This is a genomic window from Agathobacter sp. (assembly GCF_977054825.1).
The window spans coordinates 36,294-61,704 of the sequence record NZ_CDRTEH010000011.1 but is presented as its reverse complement, the minus strand read 5'-3'; the positions used below and the strand labels follow the sequence as shown (position 1 = coordinate 61,704).

Genomic DNA, 25,411 nt, shown 5'->3' with positions numbered 1-25,411 from the left:
AGGATAACAGATGAAATTCAGGACAGAAAACGAGTTTACACATTTCAAATTTTCGGATGTGCATGTGAGCGATATCATGATGAGCTTTGGCACCTTCAAAATCTGCCTTGACAACGTAATCATAAAGGCAGATAATTCAAAAAACAGAGATATCCGTGATATGAGGACAAACGGCCTTATATTAAAGCTTTCAGATGCAAATATTATTTCATTCATACGTGAGGGCTTTAAGACCTATGATGCCGATGGCAATCTAAAGAGCACGACGGCTGATGAGGAAATCGAGGAGGCAGATTACACAGAAACCTTCAACAATTTCCTTGACGGATATGCATATCTGATCGAGAAGGAGAATGAAAACTATACCTTCGTATTCGATGGAACCGATGAGCGTTCATACACCTTGCTTGTATCAGCGTCAAAGGATGAGTGCGAGTGGGACAGATTCATGAATATAGAGGCATAGAGTATGCAGGAAGAGCATTTTTGTGAATGTTCAGGGGAATAGCTGTAGTATAATCATAGCAAATATTGATAGAGCAGGAAGCATCAAAGGTGATGCAGACTGCTCTATTTTTGCGTTTTTACAAATAAACAGGTGAATCATATGACAAAAGATAAAACTCACAGATTTAGAAGCTCAAAGACAATAATGGCGATAATACTGACACTTGCGTTTATAGAGATGGTGTTTGTTTTCTGCGGCAACAATCTGGCGCGTGCGAGTAGCAGCAATCTGCAGAGCGCATACAACAACCAGCTGAAATACCGGACCATGGCAAACCAGCTAAAGGAGACCTCGGATTATCTGTCAAACGAGGTGCGCATGTATGCTGTGACAGGAGATATGTCACATTTCATGAATTACTGGAATGAGGTAAAAAACGAGATGCATCGTGAGAAGGTGATAGATGAGCTGGAAAAGATGAATCTGCCAAGTGAGGAAAAGAGATATCTTGAGAGGGCCAAGTATTTTTCTGATACGCTCATGCATATAGAGATAAGCTCGATGCGCTTAAAGCTGGAAAGCGGTGGAGAAGCATCCCTTGACGAAAGTGGGGGTATGTACAGCTATGATGATAAAAAGAGCAAAAAACTAATGGATAACAGCATAGCTTATGTAAAAAATTACAATCTTGAGCGTGATTTTTTGTGTGATACCACAGAACAAAAGGCTCAAAAATCCATTCAGATACTCTACGGCACTTCATATATGGCATATAAGGATTTGATTGACGGCAATATTGCAAAATTTCAGGATACCATGAATTTAAGGCTTGATGGTACAGTTGATAATGCAAAAAAGGAATCCGATAAGGCATTTATGCTGCTTACGATCATGGGAATTGCAGAGCTTGTCATTTTAATAAGCATCATGCTGATTTTTCAGAAATGGTTCATAAACCCGGTGGTGAAGTATAAAAAGCTTATAGAAAGACAGCATGGCAGGCGAAGGATGTTTGTGGAGCCGGAGGGAGTATGGGAGCTGCAGCAGTTTGCCAATGAGTTCAACGCACTTTCGTCGGATATGCTGTCAGAGCTTGCAAAATCAGAGAGAATAGAAAACGAGCTAACGGAGGCAAAGGCGAAGGCGGAGGAAGCAAGCAATGTAAAGAGCCAGTTTCTGACACAGATGTCACATGAGCTTCGTACACCGCTCAATGCCATATCCGGATATCTGTATTTGCTCGGTGATACAAGGCTGTCAGGTGAGCAGCACAGATATGTGGATAATATGCAGCTGGCCACGGATATACTGCTTGAGGAAATTAATGAGATACTGGATTATTCAAAGCTTGAATCCGGGAAAATGAGGTTTGAGGACAAAAACTTTAATCTGCCGGGAATGACAGAGAGCCTAAGGGGCATGCTTGAGAATGAAGCAGGACAGAGAAAGCTGGATTTTGACATAATAGTGGATGAGAGAGTGCCGGATTATCTGTACGGAGATCCTTTAAGATTAAAACAGGTGCTCACAAATCTTTTGTACAACAGCTTCAAGTTTACAAAGGAGGGAAGTGTACGTCTGGTGATAAAGGGACTTGATTTTTCAAAGAGCAGATGTGTGCTTGAATTTGCTGTGGAGGACACCGGAATCGGAGTGAAAAAGGATAAGCAGCAAAGTATTTTCAAGGCGTTTACGCAGGCTGATGAGAGTATTACAAGGAAATATGGCGGTACAGGTCTTGGGCTTCCTATATGCAGAAGGATTGTCGAGGAGATGAGCCATGGACGCTACAGCCTGCTCCTTGAGAGCGAGTATGGCAAGGGCAGCAGGTTTTATTTTGATATGGAGTTTGGGTATGGACGAAGGGAATCAAAGGTTAGACATACAGGAAATACACAGCACAGAAGGAAGAAAAAGGTTTCAATACTTATAGTTGACGACAATAAAATAAATCTGATTTTAGAGGCTGAGCTTTTGCACAAGTTTGGCTATAATGCGCAGGTTGAGTCAGATCCGGCAAAGGTGATTGATAAGATGAAGAGAGAGCATTTTGATATAGTTTTTCTGGATATATCAATGCCTGTACTAAGCGGGTATGAGCTTGCTAAGCTGATACGAAAGAACCCACAGTTTGATAAGACAGTATTGATTGCGCTGTCAGCAAATATTGGAGATGAAGTGGCACAAAAGGTGAAGGAGTCAGGTATGGATGACTATCTGCCAAAGCCTATTCCTGTTGATGAGCTCAATGAAAAACTGGAAAAATACACGGATAGCTTTGACAACAGGCCTAAGATTAATGAATATCTGATTAAAACGCATAGCAAAGCTGCCTTAGAAGAAAATGAAGCTATTGAAATATCACAGCTTGAGAATCAGTTTTATGGTGACAGTGGTGCAGTAAAAGAGCTTTTTGACATATTTGTAGAGGATAACGAGGCTTTTTCGGATAAGATAAATTCCATTGCAAAAAAAGCTGTGATTACAGATCAGGATCTGAAAATGCTTGAGCAGGAAATACACAGACTTAAAGGTGTGAGTGGCAATCTGATGTGCAAAAAGCTTGCAAAAGCCGCAGCCATATGCCTTAAGGATGTTCAGGAAGGGAAAACAGATTCAGAGCATATAGACAGCATGTGTATTAAGCTGGATGAAGTAATTGGTTTTATGAAATCGTATACAGGTGATGTACATGATGCTGACATGGTAGCAGTGGCGCAGGTTGAAAAGCAGAAAGCAGACTGAATTCGGGAATGGAGTGAGAGTATATGTATAAGGTACTTATAGTGGAGGATGACAGAACAAACAGGCTTTTTTACAGTAAGCTGAAGGTATGGGAGGAGGAGGGCTTTGAGATTGCTGATATGGCTGCAAATGGAAAAGAGGCGCTTATACTTGTGGAAAAGAATGAGTATGACATGTATCTGGTAGATGTCATGATGCCGGTCATGAATGGCCTTGATTTTTTGAGCAGTCTGAAGGAGAAAAATATCACAAAGCCCAAAATCATAGCAAGCAACTACAATGAATTTGACTACGTAAGGCAGGGAATGAAGCTTGGTGCACAGGATTATCTGCTTAAGCCAATCGCTGTGGATGAGCTTAGGGACTGCCTTATAAATGTAAGACAAGAGCTTAAGGAGAAGGAAGAGTCAGGTATTACAGAACGCATATTTGCTGAATGTGGGGCTGATATTTCAACCGGTTTTACGCAGAAGGTGATAGCGTATTTTGATACACACGACGACATAAATTTAAAGGATATTTCCGATGAATTTATGCTGAGCAAGGATTACTTTGGCAGGCTCTTCAAGCGTCAGATGAACGAAAGCTTTTATCAGTTTGTCTTGAAATACAAGATGGAGTACGGCAAATATCTGCTGTCGCACACAGATGACAGAATCTATGAGGTGAGTGAGCAGCTTGGCTACAAGACAACAGACTACTTTACAAAACTTTTTAAAGAATATACAGGTACGACACCTGCAGAATACCGCAAAAAACTTTAGAAAATTAAATCAAATGTCGTTTTTATTGGGTAATAAAGACGGAATAGTCAGGTTGTTTACCTGACAAAACATGTGCTATCATAACTGCAACAAAACAAAGCAGATGTGATGGCGAAGGAGCTGATTTCCAAGAGGAATGAGGCTCCTTTTGTTTTATGGAAACCATGATATCCGCATGACAAGGAAGGGAGGAAACAAGGATGGACAATTATGTTATCACCATTGCCAGAGGCTTTGGAAGTGGTGGAAAACAGATAGGACTTAGGCTTTCAAAGAAACTTGGTATACCGTGCTATGAGAAGCAGATACTTCAGATGGCTTCCGACTACAGCGGCATCAACAAATCACTTTTCGTGAAAGCCGATGAAAAGCTAAACGGCAAGAAAATTGCCATGGCTTTAAAGAAATTCCCAAAGATAAATAAGCTTGCTGAGCCAAGCCAGAGGGATTTTGTTTCAGATGTGAATCTGTTCAATATCCAGTCACAGATGATAAGGGAGCTGGCGAAGACAGAGTCATGTATCATCGTTGGAAAATGTGCCAACTACATTTTGAAGGATTATGACAATGTGGTGAGCGTGTATGTGGAAGCACCGAGGCGTGCCTGCAGGGCGACAATCATGGACAGGCTTGATGTGACGGCTCAGGAAGCAGACCAGATGATTTACCAGACAGATAAGTACAGATCAGATTATTACAGCTATTACACAGGCGGAGCCAGCTGGACGGATCCGGTGGCATACGATATGACGCTAAACAGCGAGAGAATAGGCTATGATGACTGTGCCGAGCTCATTATCCATTATAAGGATATAAAGCTTGCAAGAAAGACAGTTGATCAGATATAGGATGAAGACAGGATGAGAAAGAGAGGAACGCATATGACAAAGAAATGGACAAGAGTGATATCACTCGCAGCAGTGGCAGCAATGGTACTTGGACTTGCCGGATGTGGCAAGGGAGGCTCAGGAACTGAGTCAGCAGATGGAGATACTGTAACAGTTGGTCTTTTACATTCGCTGACCGGCTCTATGGCAATCAGTGAGGGCTCGGTAAGAGACGCAGAGGTACTTGCAATCGATGAAATCAACAAGGACGGTGGAGTACTTGGAAAGAAAATCAAATATATCGAGGAGGATGGTGCATCAGAGCCATCAACCTTTGCCACAAAGGCAGAGAAGCTTCTCGGAGAGGATGAGGTAGCGACAGTATTTGGATGCTGGACATCTTCATCAAGAAAAGCGGTAAAACAGATTTTTGAGGACTATGACAGCTTACTGTGGTACCCGGTACAGTACGAGGGCATGGAGTCATCAGAGAATATCGTATATATGGGAGCAGCTCCAAACCAGCAGATTGTACCTGCTATCGAGTACCTTTTGGATCAGGGCTACAAGAAATTTTTCCTAATCGGCTCTGACTATGTATTCCCAAGAACAGCAAATATGATTATCAATGCACAGATCGAGGCAGCAGATGGCGCTGAGGTGGTAGGTGAAGAGTATGCGGCAATGGATCAGACAGAGTTCTCTTCAATTATCTCAAAGATTCAGTCAGCACAGCCGGATGTCATCATCAACACTTTAAACGGAACAGGAAATGTTTCATTCTTCAAGCAGATGGCTGATAAAAATATTACCTCAGATGATATCATGTCAATGTCATTCTCCATCGCCGAGGAGGAGGTAAAGACAATCGGTGCGGATATTTTAAAGGGAAATCTTGTATCATGGAACTATTATCAGACTACAGATACACAGAAAAACAAAGAGTTCGTAAAAGCATACAAGGAAAAGTATGGTGAGGACAGAGTGACAAGTGACCCGGCAGAGGCAGCTTATGATGCAGTCTATATGTGGAAGGCAGCCTGCGAGAAGGCAAACAGCTTTGACACTGATAAAGTAAGAAAAGCACTCGATGGATTAAGCATTGATGCACCAGAGGGAACTATCACAGTCGATGGTGAGAACCAGCATCTTTCAAAGCCTGTAAGAATCGGTCAGGTGAAAGAGGATGGATTAATCTACGAGGTTTCAGCTACAGATGAGCCTGTTAATCCTGACCCATACTTAAAGACATATGACTGGGCAGTAAAGGCAGGCGTACAGCCACTCGAATAAAAGCAGCTTTATAAGCGGTGATACTAAGAAAGGAGGAGCTCTATGAATCTCATATTTAACGGACTGAGCTTATCTTCAATTATATTATTAGCGTCTCTTGGACTGGCAATTACATTTGGACTCATGCGTGTCATCAATATGGCGCACGGAGAGTTCATGATGATAGGAGCATATACGGCATATGTGGTTCAGAGGCTCGTTTCCCCAATATTTACAAACAGCGGTGCTGATATTGGTTATTTTGTTTCAATCATAATAGCATTTGCGGTAACATTTATAATCGGCTCACTTCTTGAGACCTTCGTGGTCTCAAGGCTGTATGGCCGTGAGATTGACAGTCTGCTTGCCACCTGGGGCATAAGCCTTATACTGCAGCAGGCAGCAAGAACAATCTTTGGTACGCAGGGAGTGCTCGTAAAGACTCCGAGTGTGCTTTCAGGCAGTATCAAGATCGGTGGAGCATCACTTTCGATGACCAGACTTTTTATTATAGTTCTCGTAGCAGTTTGTCTGTTGGGGGTCTGGGCACTCATGTATCACACCAACTACGGCAGGCAGATGAGAGCTGTAATGCAAAACAGGGCAATGGCGCAGTGTATGGGTATCAATTCAAGAAAAATTGACAATATTACATTTTCTATAGGCTCAGGACTTGCAGGAATTGCAGGCTGTTCAATCGCACTGCTTGGTTCAATTGATTCAACGGTAGGACAAAACTATATCGTAAACACATTTATGGCAGTTGTACTCGGTGGTGTAGGAAAGCTTTTAGGAACAGTACTTGGATCTTCAATCATAGGATTTTCAAGCATCGGCTTTGAGACAATCACATCATCATCTATTGCAAAAGCCATTGTACTTTTGATAATCATAGTATTTTTGCAGAAGAAGCCACAGGGACTTTTCACAGTAAGAAGCAGAGCGCTCGACGAATAAACAGGAGGATAGGCAGATGAAAGTATTAAAGAAAAACGGATATAATATTTGCTTTACATTAATTGTCATCGCACTGGCAGTGATGCCACTCCTTTTGATGAATGACCTTGTGAAGAGTACTACAGTGCTTTTTCTTGGAAAATGTATAGCATTTGCAATAGTAGCTATCGGACTTGATTTAATCTGGGGATATACAGGAATACTTAGTCTGGGACATGGACTGTACTTCTGCCTCGGAGCATACGGCATGGGCATGTACTTAAAGCTGGTACAGACCAATGGCAATATAACAGACTTCATGCAGGTTGGAGGATTAAAAAAGCTGCCTCTTATATGGAGACCGTTTCTTTCACTTCCGGGAACCTTTATCATGATAATTATTGTACCGCTTGCCGTATCGGGACTAATCGGATACTTCATTTTTAAAAACAGGGTAAAGGGTGTTTATTTTTCAATTATCTCACAGGCACTCACATGGGCTGCGTACTCTATTTTTATAGCACTTTCACCTTACACAAACGGTAATGTGGGAATCAGCCAGATACAGTCTATTCTTGGAAGCCTGCGAGGACCGAGAAATGAGGGCAATCTGATCACATTGTTTTATGTAGCACTTGTATTTCTGATTGTGATATATGCCCTTTCATATGTACTTGTCCATACAAAGCTTGGAAAGCTTTTAATTGCAATCAGGGATGGCGAAAACCGTACATATTTTTCAGGCTACTGTGTGAGCAGATTCAAAACCTTTATCTATGTGGTATCTGCAATATTTGCAGCAATCGCAGGAGCCTTGTTTGTGAATTTTAACGGTTCAATCACACCTACACAGATGTCTATCACATATTCCATCACAATGGTTATCTGGGTAGCTATCGGTGGAAGAGGAACCTTAATCGGTGCAGTCATCGGTGCTTTCCTTATCAATCTGTGTGAGTACAATCTAAGCTCAGGAGAAATGGCGGAGAGCTGGCAGTACATAATAGGTCTTTTGTTTGTCATCACAATTCTCTTTTTCAAGGGAGGCATTGTTGGAATAGTAAAGGATCAGATTCCGGCATTTATAGCCAGAAAGAAAGCTAAGAAGGAGGCCTGAATATGGGAACAGACAATAATACTGTATTAAAAATTAAAAATATTTCTGTCGTGTTTGACGGATTCCAGGCACTCACTGAGGTAAATGTGAATGTGAAAAGAAATACAATACATTTCTTTATTGGACCAAACGGTGCCGGAAAAACGACTCTTTTAGATATTGTATGTGCAAAAACAAAGCCGACGAAGGGCAATGTGACCTTCTATCCAAAGGACGATGAAAAAATCCGTCTGACGGGAATGAAGGAGTACAGGATTGTAAACGAGGGTGTGGTCAGAAAATTTCAGGTGCCGTCAGTATTTGTCAATCTGACAGTTTTTGAAAACATGGAGTTGTCTCTCAAAGGAAATAAGGGTGTGTGGCAGTCAATTTTTCACAGAACATCCGCGGAAGAAAAAAAGCTCATAGATGAGACACTTAACAAGGTAGGTCTTCTTGATAAAAAGCACGAAGCGGCAGGTTCACTTGCACACGGACAGAAGCAGTGGCTTGAGATAGCTATGCAGTTTGTCAGAAAGCCTGAAATCATCATGCTTGATGAGCCGGCAGCAGGAATGGGAAAGCCTGAGACCTTTAAGACGGGTGAGCTTCTTAAGGAGATTAAGAAGGAGTGCACGGTAATTGTTGTAGAGCACGACATGGATTTTGTAAAACAGATTGCAGATTGTGTGACAGTGCTTCATGAGGGAAAGGTGCTCATGGAGGGAAATGTGCATGATGTGCTCGCAGATGAGACAGTACAGGCTGTTTATCTTGGAAGAGGTGGTGAGAAGCATGCTTAAAGTAGAAAATCTTGATTCATATTATGGAGAAAGCAAGGTAATTGACAATCTGTCACTTGATGTGAAAAAAGGGACAATTACCTGTCTGATCGGCAGAAACGGTGTAGGAAAAAGCACTACATTAAAGAGTATCATGGGACTTGTAAAGACTCCGGATGGTAAGATACTTTTAAACGGCAAGGATATCATAAAGATGAAAACCTATGACAGGGTGAAGCTTGGTATAGGCTATGTGCCTCAGGGAAGAGATATTTTCCCGCAGATGACAGTGCAGGAGAACCTTGAGCTTGGGCTTCAGGCGATCGGTGGAAAAGGAAATGTACCGGATTATATTTATGATTTGTTTCCGATTCTTCCAAAGTTTGCAAAGAGAAAGGGTGGAGACCTGTCGGGCGGACAACAGCAGCAGCTTGCCATTGCAAGAGCGCTTGTTGCAAACCCGAATATTCTTATACTGGATGAGCCTACAGAGGGCATCCAGCCATCCATTATAGAGGATATCGGAACTGCCATCCGCAGGGTAAACAAGGAGATGGATATCACCGTGTTTATAGTAGAGCAGTATCTTGACTTTGTCCTTTCAATCTCGGATTATCTGTATGTCATGGAAAAGGGACAGATTGTCACACATGGAAGGACAGCGGATATGGATGCTGCCGAGGTTCAGAAGCTGATGACGGACTAGACATATTATATATCTTATATAAGACCGAGGCGCTCCATGGCATTTTTAAGTCCGTCCTCTTTGATATCGTCTGTCACTACATCGGCCACAGCCTTGACTTCATTGCTGGAATTGCCCATGGCAACGCCGACATTGCAGTAGCGCAGCATATCGAAATCGTTCTGACCATCGCCAAATCCAATGGTATCAGCCTGACTCATATGAAGAGCCTCCACCACATCGCGGATGCCGGTTGCCTTGTTGACACCGCGCAGAGTAATCTCACCGCTGTATGGTTCAGGCTCTTTAAAGCTGCTAAGAGTTACTACAAATTCATCGCCGAGCAGCTTTCTTAAATCATCAATGTGGTAGTCGCAATTGCAGTATATGGTACTCTCCACATCGGCATAGCGTTCAGAAAATCCTACAGGAGCATCATCGATCACAATATCCTTAAATGTAGGGTTGTCCTGTATTACATGCATGTCAAACTGCTTTGAGAATGCCGAGATGAATTTGTCGGCCCACTTGTGGTTTGTGATGCTTTTATCCTTTGTCTGGAAGATAAGCCCGGTGTTGTTGTTGCCAACAGTGTCAAGAACTCTCTGTAAAAGCTTCTGACCATAAACATGATGGGCAATTACATGATCACCTACAGTGACATAGCCGCCGGCAGCAGCAACGACACCGTCAAAGTCAAAGGTCTTCAGTGAAGGATAAATCTGGTTGTAGCTTCGTCCGGTGCAAAGAAAAATCATATGCCCGTTTTGTTTTGCTCTCACAAGAGCATCGGTGGTTGATGGACTCATGGTGCTTGCACCAAAATCCACAAGAGTACCGTCTATATCAAAAAATAAAAGTTTTTTCATAAGTGTTACCTGCCTCATTATTAGCTGTCAATTATTTATACCAGATATACTCTACAATATGATTTTGATAAAGGCAAGAGTGTTTAACTTAAATATATTCAGATTTTAATATTGACAAGACATAATTTGAGGGGTAATATTCAATAAAAAGTAAATAATTAAAGTAAATTTAAATTCCAACGAGGGAATCCGTACAGGGTTCCCTCGTTTTTTTGTGAAAAGGAGAGAGGATAATGCGTTTAACACCAAGAGAGACCGACAAGCTGATGCTGCATCTGGCAGGAACGCTTGCCGGGGAGAGAAGGGCAAGAGGCTTAAAGCTTAACTATCCCGAGGCTATAGCTTATATAAGCTCAGAGCTTTTGGAGCTGGCAAGGGACGGAAAGAGTGTGACAGAGCTTATGAGCCTTGGCACACAGATACTTACAGCGGATGACTGTATGGACGGAGTGCCGGAGATGATTCCGGAGATACAGGTGGAGGCCACATTCCCGGATGGCACAAAGCTTGTCACCGTACACAATCCTATATGCCCGTCAGGTAAGGTGACACCCGGTGAGCAGCTTATTGAGGACGGCGATATTGAGCTCAATGCAGGCAAAGACACGGCAAGCATAGAGGTGACGAATACAGCCGACAGACCTATACAGGTTGGCTCACATTTTCATTTCTTTGAGGTGAATAAGGCACTTGAGTTTAATAGAAGCCTGGCATATGGCATGAGACTTGACATACCTGCCGGCAATGCAGTCAGATTTGAGCCTGGAGAGACAAAGCGTGTAAATCTGGTTGAGATAGGTGGAAGCCGTGAGGGTTATGGTCTTAACGGTCTTGTAAATGGCAGGATAGATGACCCTGATGTAAAGAAGAAGGCATTTGAGCTTGCAAAGGAAAAGGGCTTTAAGGGGGTGTCTATAGATGAATAAGATAAGCAGAAAAAAATATGCAGATATGTATGGACCTACGACAGGTGACAGAATCCGTCTGGCAGATACATCACTCATTCTTGAAGTGGAAAAGGACTATGCCGTATATGGAGACGAGGCAAAGTTTGGCGGTGGAAAAACAGCAAGAGACGGAATGGGACAGTCGTGTAAGGTGCGGGATGATAATTGTCCCGATACAGTAATCACCAGTGCTGTCATAGTTGATTACTGGGGTATCGTAAAGGCAGATATAGGCATAAAGGATGGAAAAATCTGCGGCATCGGAAAAGCAGGAAATCCTGCAATAATGGATGGCGTTGATGAAAATCTCGTGATTGGAGCAGGAACAGAGGTAATTGCCGGTGAGGGTCTTATCGTGACAGCGGGAGGACTTGATACTCACATTCATTTCATCAGTCCAACACAGGTGAGGACAGCTCTTTACAGTGGTATTACGACAATGATAGGCGGAGGAACAGGACCTGCGGACGGAACAAATGCCACCACATGCTCTCCGGGTCGATTCAATATAGAAAGGATGATTGAAGCAGCCGAGGAGCTTCCAATCAATCTTGGTTTCCTCGGAAAGGGAAACTCATCGGATATTGATACATTAAGGGAGCAGATCAAGGCAGGTGCATGTGGATTAAAGCTGCATGAGGACTGGGGCAGTACACCTGATGCTATAGACCACTGTCTGAGTGTCTGTGATGAATATGATGTGCAGGCAGCCATCCATACAGATACTTTAAACGAGGCAGGCTTTGTGGAGGATACTATTAATGCATTTAAGGGCAGGACAATTCACACATACCACACAGAGGGAGCCGGTGGAGGACATGCACCTGATATCATAAAAGCAGCGGCATTTGAAAATGTGCTTCCGTCATCTACCAATCCTACCATGCCTTTTACAAAGAATACACTTGATGAGCATCTGGATATGCTTATGGTTTGCCACCATCTTGACAAAAATGTGCCGGAGGATATCGCGTTTGCAGATTCAAGAATCCGTCCTGAGACAATTGCAGCAGAGGATGTTCTGCACGATATGGGAATTTTCTCAATGATGAGCTCGGATTCACAGGCGATGGGACGTGTAGGAGAGGTCATCACAAGGACATGGCAGACCGCAGACAAGATGAAAAAGCAAAGAGGCACATTACCGGAGGATTGTGAAAGAAACGACAATTTCAGAATCAGAAGATATGTTGCAAAATACACCATCAATCCGGCAATCACACACGGTATTTCACAGTATGTGGGCTCTGTTGAGGTGGGAAAGCTTGCAGACCTTGTACTTTGGAATCCAAAGATGTTTGGAGTAAAGCCTGACATGATCATAAAGGGTGGCTTTATTATAGCTTCAAAGATGGGAGATGCGAATGCATCCATACCTACACCGGAGCCTGTCGTATATACGGACATGTTTGGTGCATATGGACTGGCAAGAGCAAATACATGCATCTCATTTGTATCAAAGGCAGCATATGATGCCGGAATAAAGGAAAAACTCGCTCTTAAGAGGCAGGTGCTTCCTGTGAGCCACTGCAGAGATATCGGAAAGCATGACATGAAAAACAATGATGTCATAGCTGATATAGATGTAAATCCTGAAAACTACGAGGTGCGCGTGGACGGTGAGCTTATCACATGCAAGGCTGCAGATGAGCTTGCACTGACACAGAAGTATTTCCTGTTTTAATTTTAAAGACTAGCATTCAAGAAGGTAGATTGGATAATATGGTAACAGATAAGGTATTAGGAAATCTTGAGAGCTTCACAGTCAATTCACGTGAGGTGGATAAGGTATACATGGAGTGGTTTGAGCTTGAGAAGAAAAGAATAAAAAAGCAGACAGACCATGGCGAGGAGATAGGCATAGTTGTGCCGGCTGATGTGCATCTGAAAAATCATGATGTCATATACGCAGACAATGAGAAAATAATAGCAATAGAGCAGCTACCGTGTGAGCTTACAACTGTCAGGGTTGATACCATGAAACAGATGGGGCGTCTATGCTTTGAGCTTGGAAACAGACATCTCTCACTTGCTATTTCGGATAATGAGGTGAGTGTGGTGTATGATGAGCCTACATTTTTGTATCTGAAAAAGCTTGGTTTTGATGCAGAGAAGAAAAGAGGCCTGTTTGAAAACTATACAGTCTGCCATGCGCATGGACACGTAGCTGAAGCCCATCACGGACATACACATGGACACCATCATCATGAGACAGGCATACATGAGCACAAGAACAGGGATTTGAGCTGTCAGGCGTGTTGATTATGAAACGGTGTGAAAATATGGACAATATGATAGGCTTCATGAAGATAATGCAGAGTGTGGATGCTTTTTTCCCGATAGGTGCATTTACATTGTCAAACGGTTTGGAGAGCTATGTGCTTGAAGACTGGATAAGGACGCCGGAGGATCTAAAGCAATATCTGGATGGCTTTTTGCATACCTTCTGTTATCAGGATTTAGGGCTTATGCATCTGGCCTATGAGTATGCTAATGACAAAGAGTTTATTGCAAAGCTTGATGAGCTTGCAGGAGCAATGAAGATACCTATGGAGGTGCGTATGGGCAGCAGCCGCATGGGAAAACGTTTTGTAAAAGCACTCGAGAGAATGGATGATAAGGCACCGGTGGTTGAATGGTATAAAGAAGGTTTTCATCCAATTGCACTTGGCATTTATGCATTGTTTTGCGGTATTGATGAAGAAAAGCTTCTTACCATGTATGGCTACGGAACAATTTCAGCAATTGTCAATAATGCCGTAAAGCTCGTGCCACTAAGTCAGATGGAGGGACAGCGTATACTGCATGGCTGTTTTCCGGTATTGGAACAGTGTGTGAAAAAAACTTTGGATGTGACGATAGATGAGCTTGGTGTATCAGCAGTTGCAAACGATATACACTGCATGCGTCATGAAAGATTGTATACCAGACAGTATATGTCCTGATGCTTAGCATATATTTCTGGTTAATGAAAAAATAATTACGAAAGAAAAGCGGGTGATTGAAATGTCATATGTAAAGATTGGTGTGGGAGGACCGGTAGGCTCAGGAAAAACAGCACTTATCGAGCGTCTCACCAGAAAAATGTCAAAGGAATATTCGATTTGTGTGGTCACAAATGATATTTACACGAAGGAGGATGCAGAGTTCCTCATCAAAAACTCAGCACTTCCGGCAGAGAGAATTGTAGGAGTGGAGACAGGAGGCTGTCCTCACACTGCTATCAGAGAGGATTGCAGCATGAATCTGGAGGCTGTTGATGAGATGGCTGAAAGATTCCCGGATGTGCAGATAATATTTATCGAAAGTGGAGGAGACAATCTCTCAGCTACATTTAGTCCGGATCTGGCTGATGCCACTATCTATGTAATCGATGTAGCGCAGGGAGAGAAAATTCCAAGAAAGGGAGGTCCCGGTGTGACACGTTCGGATTTACTTGTCATCAACAAGACAGACCTTGCTCCTATGGTTGGCGCAAGCCTTGAAGTCATGAAAAATGATTCCGAGAGGATGCGACAGGGCAGAGACTTCCTGTTTACGGACCTCATGCATGGCGACAGCGTGGATGCTGTTATCGCATGGATAAAGAAAAATGTATTGTTTGAAGGGATTTAGCCTATGGCAGCACAACTCACACTGACCACAGCTTACAATCAGGACACCTTAAAATCTTATAAAAAGAACAGCTATTTCTCGGCACCGCTTAAAATAGGCGAGCCCAGGTCAGAGGACGACAGACTGCATATGATTTTTATGATGGCATCTGCCGGCATATTAAAGGGCGATGAGCTTATTTATGATATTACCTGTGAAAAAGCTTCAAAGCTTCTGATTACGGAGCAGTCATACAGCAAGCTGTTTGATATGGGCACGGATGGCAGTGCAAAAAAGCACATGAGCATAAATGTGCAAAAGAATGCGTCACTTATTTACAGACCGTGCGCTGTGGTTCCGTTTAAAAACAGTTGTTTTGTCTCAGAGACAGATATCAGAATAGATAAAGGCGGTGAAATATTCTGGAGCGATATTTTTACTGCGGGAAGAGTGGCGATGGGCGAAAGCTTTGCATTCAGACATTACGAAAACCGCACAAGAGTGTGGTATGACAACCGGCTTGTCTGGCTTGATAGGTGCAATCTCATACCGGCAGAGCTAGATATGACAAATATGTATTATTACAGAAATTATACTCATCAGGGCACATGCTTCTACTGTGGTGACGATGAAAAAGAAAACAAGCTTTTGGATATTGATATTTCAGATAAAAAATATCAGGGAGTGTACGCAGGCATCACCCGGGCAAAGAAAGGTGTCTGCGTGAGGGTTTTGGCAAAACAGTCGCAGGATATCGAGGAACTGTTTTCTGATATGGAAGCGGTGATTACCGGGTAATCAAATAAGTATTTATAAAGTGACGCATAGCCTGACAGTATTGTGTCGGGCTTCTGTCTCACAAATAAAAGAAACAATATAATAATCAAGGAGGAAACAAATTATGGCATGCTTTATAGTACCGGCAACAGAGGCTGTTGCAACAACAATAGTAACAAAGGTGATGGAGAACAGAGAAAAGAAGCAGCTTGAGAGCTTAAATCTCAGTGAAGAGGAGAAAAAAGAATATATGTCGCAGAAATCACATACTACCCTTCACAAGATGAGATGGCTCAACAGCATGCTCTGGGGTGGCAGTGCACTCTTGGCTTTTGAGCATGTATGGCATGGAGAGGTGGTGCCGTTTTTCCCATTTTTGACGGCTGCATCAAATCCACAGGATGCAATGCAGATGCTTCATGAGATGGGCACAGTAGGTGTCACAATGGCGATAGTTGTCACTGTAGTCTGGGGAATCATGGTAGGAATAACAAATGCTATTGATAGATTACCGGAAGTTGATATGACAAAAAAGGAGGTATAGAAGTATGACATTACTTGTATCAGTTTTTGCAGCGATAATAAGCACGATAGTATGGTATCTGTGTGACAGACGAGAGCAGCTTAAGCTTGGATTTATGGCACTGATGTTCTGGGGAGCATCACTCATGTGGTTTGTGGACGCGGTCTTTGAGTATATGGAGCTTGGAGCAGGATATTTTACACCAAAGGCAGCAGATATGCTAAATGACTTTTTCCTTGGAATATCTGTAGTGGCACTCGGCATGATCATATGGCTTGTGAGGATGCTGCTCAGTGATCCAAAGGGTGTTATAAGAAGACTTTGTTATAACCATAATTAAGAAAAACTATAATATATTCCTATACTTAATTTTCTTAAGTTTTGACTATGATGGGTTGAAATAATAAGTTTATTGTGTTATAACGTTAAACAACAAAAGAACAATAAATGCGTTGAAGGAGACTTGGATCACCAGACACCGACAGGAATACAGCGTCACCGACTGAGAGCGCTGTTTGGAAGAGCTGATTGCAGGAACACTACCGGAGCAGATCTGTTGAACGATTGATATGGTTTATTTCAAAAGTAGGCAGATACGATTCATCCACGTTACGGATAAGAGTGGAGAAACAGGAACAGTCCTTTTTCTCAAAGCGGGTGGTACCGCGGAATATTTTAGAATTTTCGCCCCGGAGCATTTCATTAATTTGATATGCTCCGGGGCTTTTTGGCGTATATAGCCCAGTTTCGACAGAGGCACATAACGTAAGTTTACTTACAGTTATGTGTATCTGTCTGAAACGCTAACGTAAATGAGCAAGTAGCACGATAGTGCGAATTGCGAATTTGCGTAGAAGTGCGGGAGTGCGCAGCACGTAGCAATTCGTGGGCTATATACAATAATACATAAATTTATATTCCGTCCCGCTTAAAAAATCAAAGGAGCACAAAAATATGGAATTCTTAACAGGAGCAGTTCAAAAGGAAGACCTTGGTATCGCAGAAATTCTTGCAGGCGATTACGAGGGCAAAAACATCAAGGTAAAGGGTGCGATTCACACCATAAGAGATATGGGCGAGGTTGCATTCATCGTTTTAAGACGCAGGGACGGACTCATACAGTGTGTATACGAGCCGGGCAAATCCCAGTTTAGCGTCGATGATCTAAAGGAAGCAGATACCGTGGAGGTATGCGGCACATACAAGAGTGATGACCGTTCTCCAAACGGATTCGAGCTTCGTCTTGACACTATCACAATTTTATCTGAGCCGGCGGAGCCTATGCCGCTTCAGATCAACAAATGGAAACTGAATACATCGCTTGAGGCAAAGCTCAATAACAGGGCAGTGGCACTCAGAAACCCAAGAGAGCGTGCTACGTTTCGCATACAGGAGGGTATCACAAGGGGATTTAGGGATTTCCTTTATAATAATGGATTTACAGAGATTCATACGCCAAAGCTTGGTGCAAAGTCAGCCGAGGGAGGAGCCAACCTCTTTAAGCTTGAATATTTCCACAGACCGGCTATATTGCAGCAGAGCCCGCAGTTTTACAAGCAGATGATGGTAGGTGTCTTTGACAGGGTATTTGAGACTGCACCTGTTTTCAGAGCAGAAAAGCACAATACAAAGAGACATTTGAATGAGTATACATCACTCGATTTCGAGATGGGCTACATTGACGGCTTTGAGGACATCATGGAGATGGAGACAGGCTTTTTGCAGTACACCATGGAGCTTTTAAAGACCTCATACGCCAAGGAGCTTGAGCTTTTAAAGATTGAGCTGCCTGACGTGACAAGCATACCGAGAGTCAGATTTGACGAGGCAAAGCAGCGTGTCGCAGAAAAATATAACAGACAGTTCAGGAACCCATTCGACTTAGAGCCGGAGGAGGAGGTACTTATCGGACAGTACTTCAAGGAAGAGTATGGCAGTGATTTTGTATTTGTCACACATTATCCTTCAAAGAAGAGACCGTTCTACGCCATGGATGACCCGGCAGATGAGACATACACCTTAAGCTTTGACCTGCTTTTCAGAGGACTTGAAATCACAACAGGTGGTCAGCGAATCCACGACTACAACAAGCTTATGGAAAAAATTGCAAAGCGTGGCATGGAGACAGAGGGCATGGAGAGCTATCTTTCAGCCTTCAAGCACGGCATGCCGCCACATGGAGGTCTTGGAATAGGACTTGAGAGACTTACAATGCAGCTTATCGGAGAGGACAATGTGCGTGAGGCTACACTGTTTCCTCGTGACCTTAGCAGATTGGAGCCATAAATCACAGCTTTTGGGTTGTGGAGGGTGCGCTTTAAGGCTGTGAGGTTGCATGTGTGTATATATTTTGTTCAGAAAATTTTTAAGCTTGTTCCGACATTTCCTGCGGATAGGTTGTTGGCAGGATGTAGGTTGTGAGGTATTGCAGGCTGTGAGAGTCGGAACTGTTAAAAATTTGTCTTCACAATATATATACACCCATGCTTTGCAGGGTGTTTAGCGCACCCGAGTGCAGGTTTTGGCAGTCCCCGATATGCAGGATTTAATTATGGTGGGTGCGCATGTAGGTTTTGAGGTTGCATGTGTGTATATATTTTGCTCAGAAAATTTTTAAGCTTGTTCCGACATTTCCTGCGGATAGGTTGTTGGCAGGATGTAGGTTGTGAGGTATTGCAGGCTGTGAGAGTCGGAACTGTTAAAAATTTGTCTTCACAATATATATGCACCCATGCTTTGCAGGGTGTTGATGCGCACCCGGGGCAGATATTGATACATCCCAAGTAAAAATTAAAATATCAGGAAAGAGAGAAAGGATATCGTATGAATCATATAGGAACAAGAGAAATCGCCACAGAGCGGCTTACTCTTCGAAGATTTGAAATAGAAGATGCCGAGAACATGTTTTACAACTGGGCGAATGACCCGGAAGTGACAAAATATCTTACATGGCCGGCACATGAGAGCGTTGATATTACAGAGACTATCATAAAAGACTGGATAGCTAAGTATGACGAGAAAGATTTTTACCAGTGGGCTATTGAGCTTAATGATCTCGAGCAGCCTATCGGAACTATAAGTGCAGTTAAAATTGATGAGAGAGTTGAGTCGGTTGAAATCGGTTATTGTATCGGAAAACGTTTCTGGAATAACGGTTATACAACAGAGGCACTTACAGCAATCATCAGATTTTTCATAAACGAGGTTGGAGCCGGACGTGTATGTGCCAGACATGATACTGAAAATCCAAATTCAGGCAAGGTGATGGCTGCAGCAGGCATGGATTATGAGGGTACTCTCCGTCATGCTGATATAAACAATCAGGGCATATGTGATGTTTCTGTCTATGCAAAGGTCAGAAGTGCAGCACTTGACGAGGAGCCTGAGGAAGAAATCCCAGAGCAGCAGGCTGTTACCACAAAGGTGATGGGCGAGGACGGAGTCATGAGAAACGTAATCTCAGACGAGACTATGGAGTATGTCGGAATCCTTGCAAAGCTTGAGCTTTCACCGGAGGAGGCAGAGGCTGCCAAGAAGGATATGGCAGATATGCTTGATTATATTGACAAGCTTGAGGAGCTTGATACTTCGGGAATTGAGCCTATGAGCCATGTATTCCCTGTAAACAATGTATTCAGAGATGATGTTGTCACAAACGGTGACGGAAGTGAAGCAACACTTGCCAATGCACCGGTCAAGAAGGACGGCGGATTCAAGGTACCAAAGACAATCGGCGAATAACGGCAAGGAGGAGAAAAATGGATTTAATGTCTTTAACTGCCGTGGAACTCGGCAAGAAAATACAGGCAAAGGAAGTCACAGTGGAAGAGGCTGTAAAGGCTGCCATTGCTTCTATAAAAGCAAAAGAAGAAAAGATAAACAGCTTTGTCACAATAGACGAAGAGGGTGCGCTTAAAAAAGCCGCAGAGGTTCAGGCAAAAATTGATGCGGGAGAGCTAAAAGGAGCGCTTGCGGGTGTGCCTGTAGCCATAAAGGATAACATGTGTACGAAGGGGCTTCTCACCACATGTTCATCAAAGATACTCTACAATTTCATCCCGACCTACACAGCGGAGGCTGTTAAGCGCCTTGAGGATGCAGGCTGTGTCATCGTGGGAAAAACCAACATGGATGAGTTTGCCATGGGAAGCACCACAGAGACATCTGCCTTTGGAGCAACCAAAAACCCATGGAACACTGAGCACGTACCGGGCGGTTCATCAGGCGGAAGCTGTGCAGCAGTTGCAGCAGAGGAGGTGCCGTTTGCACTCGGTTCAGATACAGGCGGATCGATCAGACAGCCAAGCTCCTTCTGCGGTGTGACAGGAATCAAGCCAACCTACGGCACAGTTTCACGATATGGACTCATTGCCTATGGCTCATCTCTTGACCAGATTGGACCTATCGCAAAGGATGTCACAGACTGTGCTACAATCCTTGAGGCAATCTCTTCATATGATAAGAAGGACTCAACATCAGTAAACAGAGATGATTTGAAGTTTACAGAGGCGCTTGTCGATGACGTAAAGGGCATGAAAATCGGTATTCCAAAGGATTATCTTGGAGATGGACTTGACACGGAGGTAAAATCGGCAATCCTTGCAGCGGCAGATGAATTAAAGAAAAAGGGTGCTGTTGTAGAGGAATTTGACCTCGGACTTGTAGAGTATGCCATCCCGGCCTACTATGTAATCGCCTGCGCAGAGGCAAGCTCAAACCTTGCCAGATTCGACGGTGTCAAATACGGATACCGTACAAAGGAGTACACAGACCTCCACAACATGTACAAGAAATCGCGTTCTGAGGGCTTTGGACCGGAGGTAAAGAGAAGAATCATGCTCGGCTCCTTCGTGCTTTCATCAGGATATTATGATGCTTATTACTTAAAGGCATTAAGAGTAAAAGCACTTATCAAAAAAGCCTTTGATGATGCATTTGCCAAATATGATGTGATACTCGGACCGGCAGCACCTACCACAGCACCAAAGCTTGGAGAGAGCTTAAGTGATCCAATCCAGATGTACCTCGGTGATATTTACACGATTTCTGTAAACCTTGCAGGTCTTCCGGGAATATCACTTCCGTGCGGTATGGACAAAAACGGACTTCCAATCGGATTACAGCTCATCGGAGACTGCTTTAAGGAGAAGAATATCATCCGTGCAGCCTACAGCTTTGAAAAAACAAGAGAGCTTAAGCGAAGCGCTATTGCAGAGGAATACAGTAACAAAAATACAGCAGACACAAGTAAATCTGCCGGTGCACAGTAGGAAGGAGGCAAAAAGGATATGAAAAACTATGAGACAGTCATCGGACTTGAGGTCCATGTAGAGTTAGCTACAAAAACAAAGATCTTTTGCGCCTGCTCCACAGCGTTCGGAGGCGCACCAAATACACATACATGTCCTGTCTGCACAGGACAGCCGGGCTCACTTCCTGTTTTAAACAAGCAGGTTGTAGAGTACGCAGTGGCAGTAGGACTCGCCACAAACTGTACCATCACACAGTACAGCAAATTTGACAGAAAGAACTATTTTTACCCTGATAACCCACAGAACTATCAGATATCACAGCTTTATCTGCCAATCTGCCGCAACGGTTCAGTGGAGATTGAGACAGCAAACGGAAAGAAAAACGTCAGAATCCATGAAATCCACATGGAGGAGGATGCCGGAAAACTCGTACATGACGAGTGGGAGGACGTATCTATCGTAGATTACAACCGTTCCGGAGTACCTCTTATAGAGATAGTATCTGAGCCTGATATGCGTTCCGCTGAGGAGGTTATCGCATACCTGGAGACACTGCGTCAGACCATCCAGTACCTCGGAGCATCTGACTGTAAATTAAATGAGGGCTCAATGCGTGCCGATGTCAACATCTCAGTAAGAGAGGTAGGCGCAAAGAAGTTTGGTACACGTACAGAGATGAAAAACCTTAACTCCTTCAAGGCTATCGCACATGCCATAGAGGGCGAGCGTGAGCGTCAGATAGAGCTTCTTGAGATGGGCAGAAAGGTAGTACAGGAGACCCGTAGATGGGATGACAACAAGGAATCATCACATGCCATGCGTTCAAAAGAGGATGCGCAGGACTACAGATATTTCCCGGAGCCTGACCTCGTGCCAATTGTCGTATCCGATGAATGGATTGCACAGATAAAGGCAAAGCAGCCTGAGCTTCGTCCACAGAAGCTTGCGCGCTACAAGAAGGAATATGACATCCCTGAGTACGATGCAAAGATTCTCACAGAGTCAAAGCACATGGCAGATATATTTGAGGCTGCCACAAAGCTCTGCGGCAAGCCGAAGAAGGTTTCAAACTGGCTGATGGTTGAGACAATGCGACTGTTAAAGGATAACGATATGGATGCAGATGAGATAAACTTCTCACCTGTAAACCTTGCAAAGCTTGTAGATCTGGTAGATGCAGGCACGATCAACTCATCTGTTGCCAAGGAAGTATTTGAGAAAATATTCTCGGAGGATATCGATCCTGAGCAGTATGTCGAGGAGAACGGTCTTAAGAGCATGAATGATGAGGGTGAGCTTAAAGCCACAATCCAGGCTGTCATCGATGCAAATCCACAGGCAGTGGAGGATTACCACAATGGCAAGAAGAAAGCCATCGGAGCTCTCGTAGGTCAGACTATGAAGGCTACAAAGGGCAAGGCAAATCCTGCTGTTGTAAATAAGCTTCTTATTGAGCTGTTGTTGAAATAAACATTTAATAAAAAACATGCTTATGCAGATAGCAATCTGACTAAGCATGTTTTTTTGTTAGAAGAAATTGTGTTAATCATTTTAATGGAAGAGATTTATCCTCAAATGCAAGATTGTTTCTATAAGCATTAAAATTCTCCTGTAATATCAAATCTCCTGGTATATTTTGCAAATGCATTTATAACATCTTTATAGTAAGAACGTGCAATTTGTATAGTTAAATGATTCGATAATTCTATGGTACTAGATGTAATTCTGTATATGTGTGTCATATTAACAATATAGGAACGATGTGTCCGTATAAATTCACCCGGTAGATGCTCTATTATTCTGCTTGAAGAAAAGTAAAGGAGTGAAGAATTTATGAGATTATCAAACGGGTTTGTTATTGACAAAGAGAAAATATTTGGAGAATTAAAATTTACAGCGGTGCGTGATGTGTTCTTGCAGAATGAGGACGGCACACCGAGTACCCAGCTTAAAAAGCGTATCTATGATTTGAAGTGCAGTCTGCATGGTGGAATTATCCCCGTGTCTGTACCGCCAGAAGTACCGTTAAGGGAATTTCCGTATAATAGGATTTATATTGTATTATCAATTATGAATGTTAGAACAGAAATTAAAAAAATAAAAATTGAAAATCCTGCTTTAAATCCTGCTTTAAATCATAATTCTATATGTATTCTTGTGTTGACAAAATGTAATGAGTACATTACAATAAAAGCAATCAGTACATTATATTTTGGAGAGGAGCGATAACTTTGATATGGAACAGAATTAAAGTTTTACGTGCTGAAAGGGACTGGACACAAGCAGATTTAGCTGAAAAAGTTGGAATTTCACGACAAGCAGTTATATCAATAGAAAAATATAAATATACTCCGTCATTAGAATTGGCATTTAAAATTGCAGAAGTATTTGGTGTTTCTATTGATGAAGTTTTCGAGCATAGGGAGGACAAATAGTATGAATGAGCAAATTATTATCTTGATTTTTCTTGTTTTAGCATTAGGAGCAACGTTGTGGCTTTATATATTGAAAGCAAAAAAGCAAGTTGAATATAAGGGTGATGAACGCTGGTTGACGATACAGCTAAAAGCAAATCAGTCTGCTAATATAGCAAATTGGACATTGATTGTATTATTAGCGATTGCAACATCAGTACCATTATTTATAGATATTCAAATTATGTTTACACTTGACCGAGTAATTCTTTTTGGAGAACTTTTTATTGGTTTGCGTAATTTGCTTGAATTGCTTGCAATTATGTATTTTGATAAACAGTTATAAATCATTAGGAAAATATGATAATTTTATACACCTATACACAAAGCAGTTAGTCTTAGGATTGACTGCTTTTTTCTTACCAAAATTTCAGATTGGAGTGATTACATGAGCGATATTTTTAAGGATATGCAGACAAACGTCGGCTGTGAATACATTTCTGACCTGCCCTCCTACAAGCGTAAGGTGTGGCAGGAAATGAAACGGCTGAACCCTGCTGACTATGAAGAAAGACAGTTAGAAGATTTTTCAAAGTATATGTTTGGTATAAGAAATATTTTGCAGAAATACTTTTAGTAAGCTGTTTTGTGATTGTAATTCTATTACTTATTATCTTTTTGAAATTCTCACATTATCATTTGAAAAAGAGATTTTTAACAGGAATAATTATATGTTTGATTCTGACAGGCTGTAGTAAGAATTCAGCTGGTGGTGATGTGGTGATTGATGGCACACTTAACGGACAGATAAGTTTGTCAAAGAATGAATATGTCTATTATATTGACCAAAATGAAGATGTCGTATATCGCAAGGATAACAGTAATAATACTGTTGCAGTTACCAGAAATGTTTTTCCGCTTTCAGGAAGGATTACAAATATTTATCTTAGTGAGGACAAGTGTTATTATCTTTTGGAAAATGATAGAAATGTAGGCATTAGTGTATACAGTGTTGATTTAAATTCGTTTAAAAACGAGCTTGTATATTCCTCAGGTGGTGATAACACAGAGGATTTTTATGGATTAGCAGATAAAGAATCATCTGACGCAAGCGAGATTCTTGAAAATATTGCTACAGTCAAATGTTTTTTTGTGACAGACAAATATGTTTATTATCAGAAGGAAAGTGTGATTTATAAATGTCCCATAACAGGCAGAAAACAATATGTCATTGATGAAAATGTGTCAGATGGAGAGATTCGCTACAGTAATGGCATATTATACTATAAAGATGCATATGGTGAACAAGAGAATTATGCTGATTAGAAGAACATCAATTCCGGTTATGCGGCCCATTTGTATGTCAAGAAAAAGGCAGGAGAGTCGATTGATTGACAGTTGGGATAAAAATATACAGATACTAAATTGATAAAATTGTAAAAATATGAAAATATTTTCAGAATATAGACTTTTGATATGG

27 protein-coding genes and 2 pseudogenes are annotated in these 25,411 nt (G+C 42.3%); 27 read left to right on the top strand and 2 right to left on the bottom strand.

Annotated features, from left to right (window positions below):
- The first annotated feature begins 10 nt into the window (after positions 1-10).
- From ACW6PM_RS09700 to urtE, 9 genes are all read left to right on the top strand, one after another.
- Positions 11-466: a hypothetical protein gene (locus ACW6PM_RS09700; protein ID WP_456057031.1), complete on the top strand. Its 456-nt coding sequence runs from the start codon at positions 11-13 to the stop codon at positions 464-466.
- A 141-nt stretch (positions 467-607) separates the two neighbouring features.
- On the top strand, positions 608-3,193 hold the full coding sequence (locus ACW6PM_RS09695) for an ATP-binding protein (RefSeq protein WP_456057030.1): 2,586 nt from the start codon (positions 608-610) through the stop codon (positions 3,191-3,193).
- A 23-nt stretch (positions 3,194-3,216) separates the two neighbouring features.
- Positions 3,217-3,957 carry a response regulator transcription factor gene (locus ACW6PM_RS09690; RefSeq protein WP_456057029.1) on the top strand — a complete coding sequence of 247 codons (741 nt, stop codon included), beginning with the start codon at positions 3,217-3,219 and terminating at the stop codon, positions 3,955-3,957.
- 200 nt (positions 3,958-4,157) lie between these two features.
- Entirely contained in the window at positions 4,158-4,805 is a 648-nt protein-coding gene (locus ACW6PM_RS09685) for a cytidylate kinase-like family protein (RefSeq protein WP_456057028.1), read from the top strand.
- Positions 4,806-4,838: 33 nt separating this feature from the next.
- Positions 4,839-6,077 carry an urea ABC transporter substrate-binding protein gene (urtA, locus tag ACW6PM_RS09680; RefSeq protein WP_456057027.1) on the top strand — a complete coding sequence of 413 codons (1,239 nt, stop codon included), beginning with the start codon at positions 4,839-4,841 and terminating at the stop codon, positions 6,075-6,077.
- 42 nt (positions 6,078-6,119) lie between these two features.
- Positions 6,120-7,013 (top strand): urea ABC transporter permease subunit UrtB, encoded by an 894-nt coding sequence (gene urtB, locus ACW6PM_RS09675; RefSeq protein WP_456057026.1) that lies wholly within the window; start codon positions 6,120-6,122, stop codon positions 7,011-7,013.
- Between the two features lie 16 nt (positions 7,014-7,029).
- The gene (urtC, locus tag ACW6PM_RS09670; RefSeq protein WP_456057025.1) at positions 7,030-8,109 is read left to right on the top strand and encodes an urea ABC transporter permease subunit UrtC; all 1,080 of its coding nucleotides are present in this window, start codon (positions 7,030-7,032) and stop codon (positions 8,107-8,109) included.
- Between the two features lie 2 nt (positions 8,110-8,111).
- Positions 8,112-8,891, top strand: a complete 780-nt coding sequence (urtD, locus tag ACW6PM_RS09665; protein WP_456057024.1) for an urea ABC transporter ATP-binding protein UrtD — start codon at positions 8,112-8,114, stop codon at positions 8,889-8,891.
- The gene (gene urtE, locus ACW6PM_RS09660; protein WP_443594353.1) at positions 8,884-9,576 is read left to right on the top strand and encodes an urea ABC transporter ATP-binding subunit UrtE; all 693 of its coding nucleotides are present in this window, start codon (positions 8,884-8,886) and stop codon (positions 9,574-9,576) included. The genes urtD and urtE overlap by 8 nt, the downstream gene beginning before the upstream one ends.
- Before the next feature lie 14 nt (positions 9,577-9,590).
- Here urtE and ACW6PM_RS09655 read toward each other — a convergent pair whose 3' ends face one another.
- Complete coding sequence (locus ACW6PM_RS09655; protein WP_456057023.1) at positions 9,591-10,424, bottom strand: Cof-type HAD-IIB family hydrolase; 834 nt, start codon at positions 10,422-10,424, stop codon at positions 9,591-9,593.
- Between the two features lie 233 nt (positions 10,425-10,657).
- Here ACW6PM_RS09655 and ureA point away from each other — a divergent pair, with 233 nt between their 5' ends.
- From ureA to gatB, 13 genes and pseudogenes are all read left to right on the top strand, one after another.
- Entirely contained in the window at positions 10,658-11,350 is a 693-nt protein-coding gene (gene ureA / locus ACW6PM_RS09650) for an urease subunit gamma (RefSeq protein ID WP_456057022.1), read from the top strand.
- Positions 11,343-13,055, top strand: coding sequence for an urease subunit alpha (gene ureC / locus ACW6PM_RS09645; RefSeq protein WP_456057021.1), 1,713 nt, complete (start codon positions 11,343-11,345; stop codon positions 13,053-13,055). Before ureA ends, ureC begins: the two co-directional genes overlap by 8 nt.
- Positions 13,056-13,093: 38 nt before the next feature.
- The gene (locus ACW6PM_RS09640; RefSeq protein WP_456057047.1) at positions 13,094-13,633 is read left to right on the top strand and encodes an urease accessory protein UreE; all 540 of its coding nucleotides are present in this window, start codon (positions 13,094-13,096) and stop codon (positions 13,631-13,633) included.
- Positions 13,634-13,635: 2 nt separating this feature from the next.
- On the top strand, positions 13,636-14,316 hold the full coding sequence (locus ACW6PM_RS09635; protein ID WP_456057020.1) for an urease accessory protein UreF: 681 nt from the start codon (positions 13,636-13,638) through the stop codon (positions 14,314-14,316).
- A gap of 61 nt (positions 14,317-14,377) precedes the next feature.
- On the top strand, positions 14,378-14,986 hold the full coding sequence (gene ureG / locus ACW6PM_RS09630; protein WP_317351886.1) for an urease accessory protein UreG: 609 nt from the start codon (positions 14,378-14,380) through the stop codon (positions 14,984-14,986).
- A 3-nt stretch (positions 14,987-14,989) separates the two neighbouring features.
- Entirely contained in the window at positions 14,990-15,763 is a 774-nt protein-coding gene (locus tag ACW6PM_RS09625; RefSeq protein WP_456057019.1) for an urease accessory protein UreD, read from the top strand.
- A 103-nt stretch (positions 15,764-15,866) separates the two neighbouring features.
- Positions 15,867-16,286 (top strand): hypothetical protein, encoded by a 420-nt coding sequence (locus ACW6PM_RS09620; protein WP_456057018.1) that lies wholly within the window; start codon positions 15,867-15,869, stop codon positions 16,284-16,286.
- 4 nt (positions 16,287-16,290) lie between these two features.
- A complete protein-coding gene (locus ACW6PM_RS09615) occupies positions 16,291-16,605 on the top strand; it encodes a hypothetical protein (RefSeq protein WP_308649307.1) in 315 nt (104 codons plus the stop codon).
- Positions 16,606-17,219: 614 nt separating this feature from the next.
- The gene (aspS, locus tag ACW6PM_RS09610; RefSeq protein ID WP_456057017.1) at positions 17,220-18,551 is read left to right on the top strand and encodes an aspartate--tRNA(Asn) ligase; all 1,332 of its coding nucleotides are present in this window, start codon (positions 17,220-17,222) and stop codon (positions 18,549-18,551) included.
- A 537-nt stretch (positions 18,552-19,088) separates the two neighbouring features.
- Positions 19,089-19,535, top strand: a pseudogene (locus tag ACW6PM_RS09605) (GNAT family N-acetyltransferase); the annotation flags it as partial.
- Between the two features lie 174 nt (positions 19,536-19,709).
- Positions 19,710-20,006: an Asp-tRNA(Asn)/Glu-tRNA(Gln) amidotransferase subunit GatC gene (gene gatC, locus ACW6PM_RS09600; protein ID WP_306748814.1), complete on the top strand. Its 297-nt coding sequence runs from the start codon at positions 19,710-19,712 to the stop codon at positions 20,004-20,006.
- Positions 20,007-20,023: 17 nt separating this feature from the next.
- A complete protein-coding gene (gene gatA, locus ACW6PM_RS09595; protein WP_456057016.1) occupies positions 20,024-21,535 on the top strand; it encodes an Asp-tRNA(Asn)/Glu-tRNA(Gln) amidotransferase subunit GatA in 1,512 nt (503 codons plus the stop codon).
- 18 nt (positions 21,536-21,553) lie between these two features.
- Entirely contained in the window at positions 21,554-22,987 is a 1,434-nt protein-coding gene (gene gatB / locus ACW6PM_RS09590) for an Asp-tRNA(Asn)/Glu-tRNA(Gln) amidotransferase subunit GatB (protein ID WP_456057015.1), read from the top strand.
- A gap of 128 nt (positions 22,988-23,115) precedes the next feature.
- Here gatB and ACW6PM_RS09585 read toward each other — a convergent pair whose 3' ends face one another.
- Entirely contained in the window at positions 23,116-23,451 is a 336-nt protein-coding gene (locus ACW6PM_RS09585; protein WP_308658205.1) for a LytTR family transcriptional regulator DNA-binding domain-containing protein, read from the bottom strand.
- On the opposite strand from ACW6PM_RS09585, the gene ACW6PM_RS09580 reads away from it, so the two are divergent.
- The 5 genes and pseudogenes from ACW6PM_RS09580 to ACW6PM_RS09560 all read left to right on the top strand — a co-directional run bounded on the left by ACW6PM_RS09580 (position 23,351) and on the right by ACW6PM_RS09560 (position 25,257).
- Positions 23,351-23,746: a DUF961 family protein gene (locus tag ACW6PM_RS09580; RefSeq protein ID WP_456057014.1), complete on the top strand. Its 396-nt coding sequence runs from the start codon at positions 23,351-23,353 to the stop codon at positions 23,744-23,746. The two genes, ACW6PM_RS09585 and ACW6PM_RS09580, sit on opposite strands and share 101 nt — an antisense overlap.
- Positions 23,747-23,748: 2 nt before the next feature.
- Entirely contained in the window at positions 23,749-23,952 is a 204-nt protein-coding gene (locus ACW6PM_RS09575; protein ID WP_055061724.1) for a helix-turn-helix transcriptional regulator, read from the top strand.
- A 1-nt stretch (position 23,953) separates the two neighbouring features.
- Positions 23,954-24,277, top strand: coding sequence for a hypothetical protein (locus ACW6PM_RS09570; protein WP_456057013.1), 324 nt, complete (start codon positions 23,954-23,956; stop codon positions 24,275-24,277).
- A gap of 102 nt (positions 24,278-24,379) precedes the next feature.
- Positions 24,380-24,541, top strand: a pseudogene (locus tag ACW6PM_RS09565) (conjugal transfer protein); the annotation flags it as partial.
- 125 nt (positions 24,542-24,666) lie between these two features.
- Positions 24,667-25,257, top strand: a complete 591-nt coding sequence (locus ACW6PM_RS09560) for a hypothetical protein (RefSeq protein ID WP_456057012.1) — start codon at positions 24,667-24,669, stop codon at positions 25,255-25,257.
- The last annotated feature ends 154 nt before the right edge of the window (positions 25,258-25,411 follow it).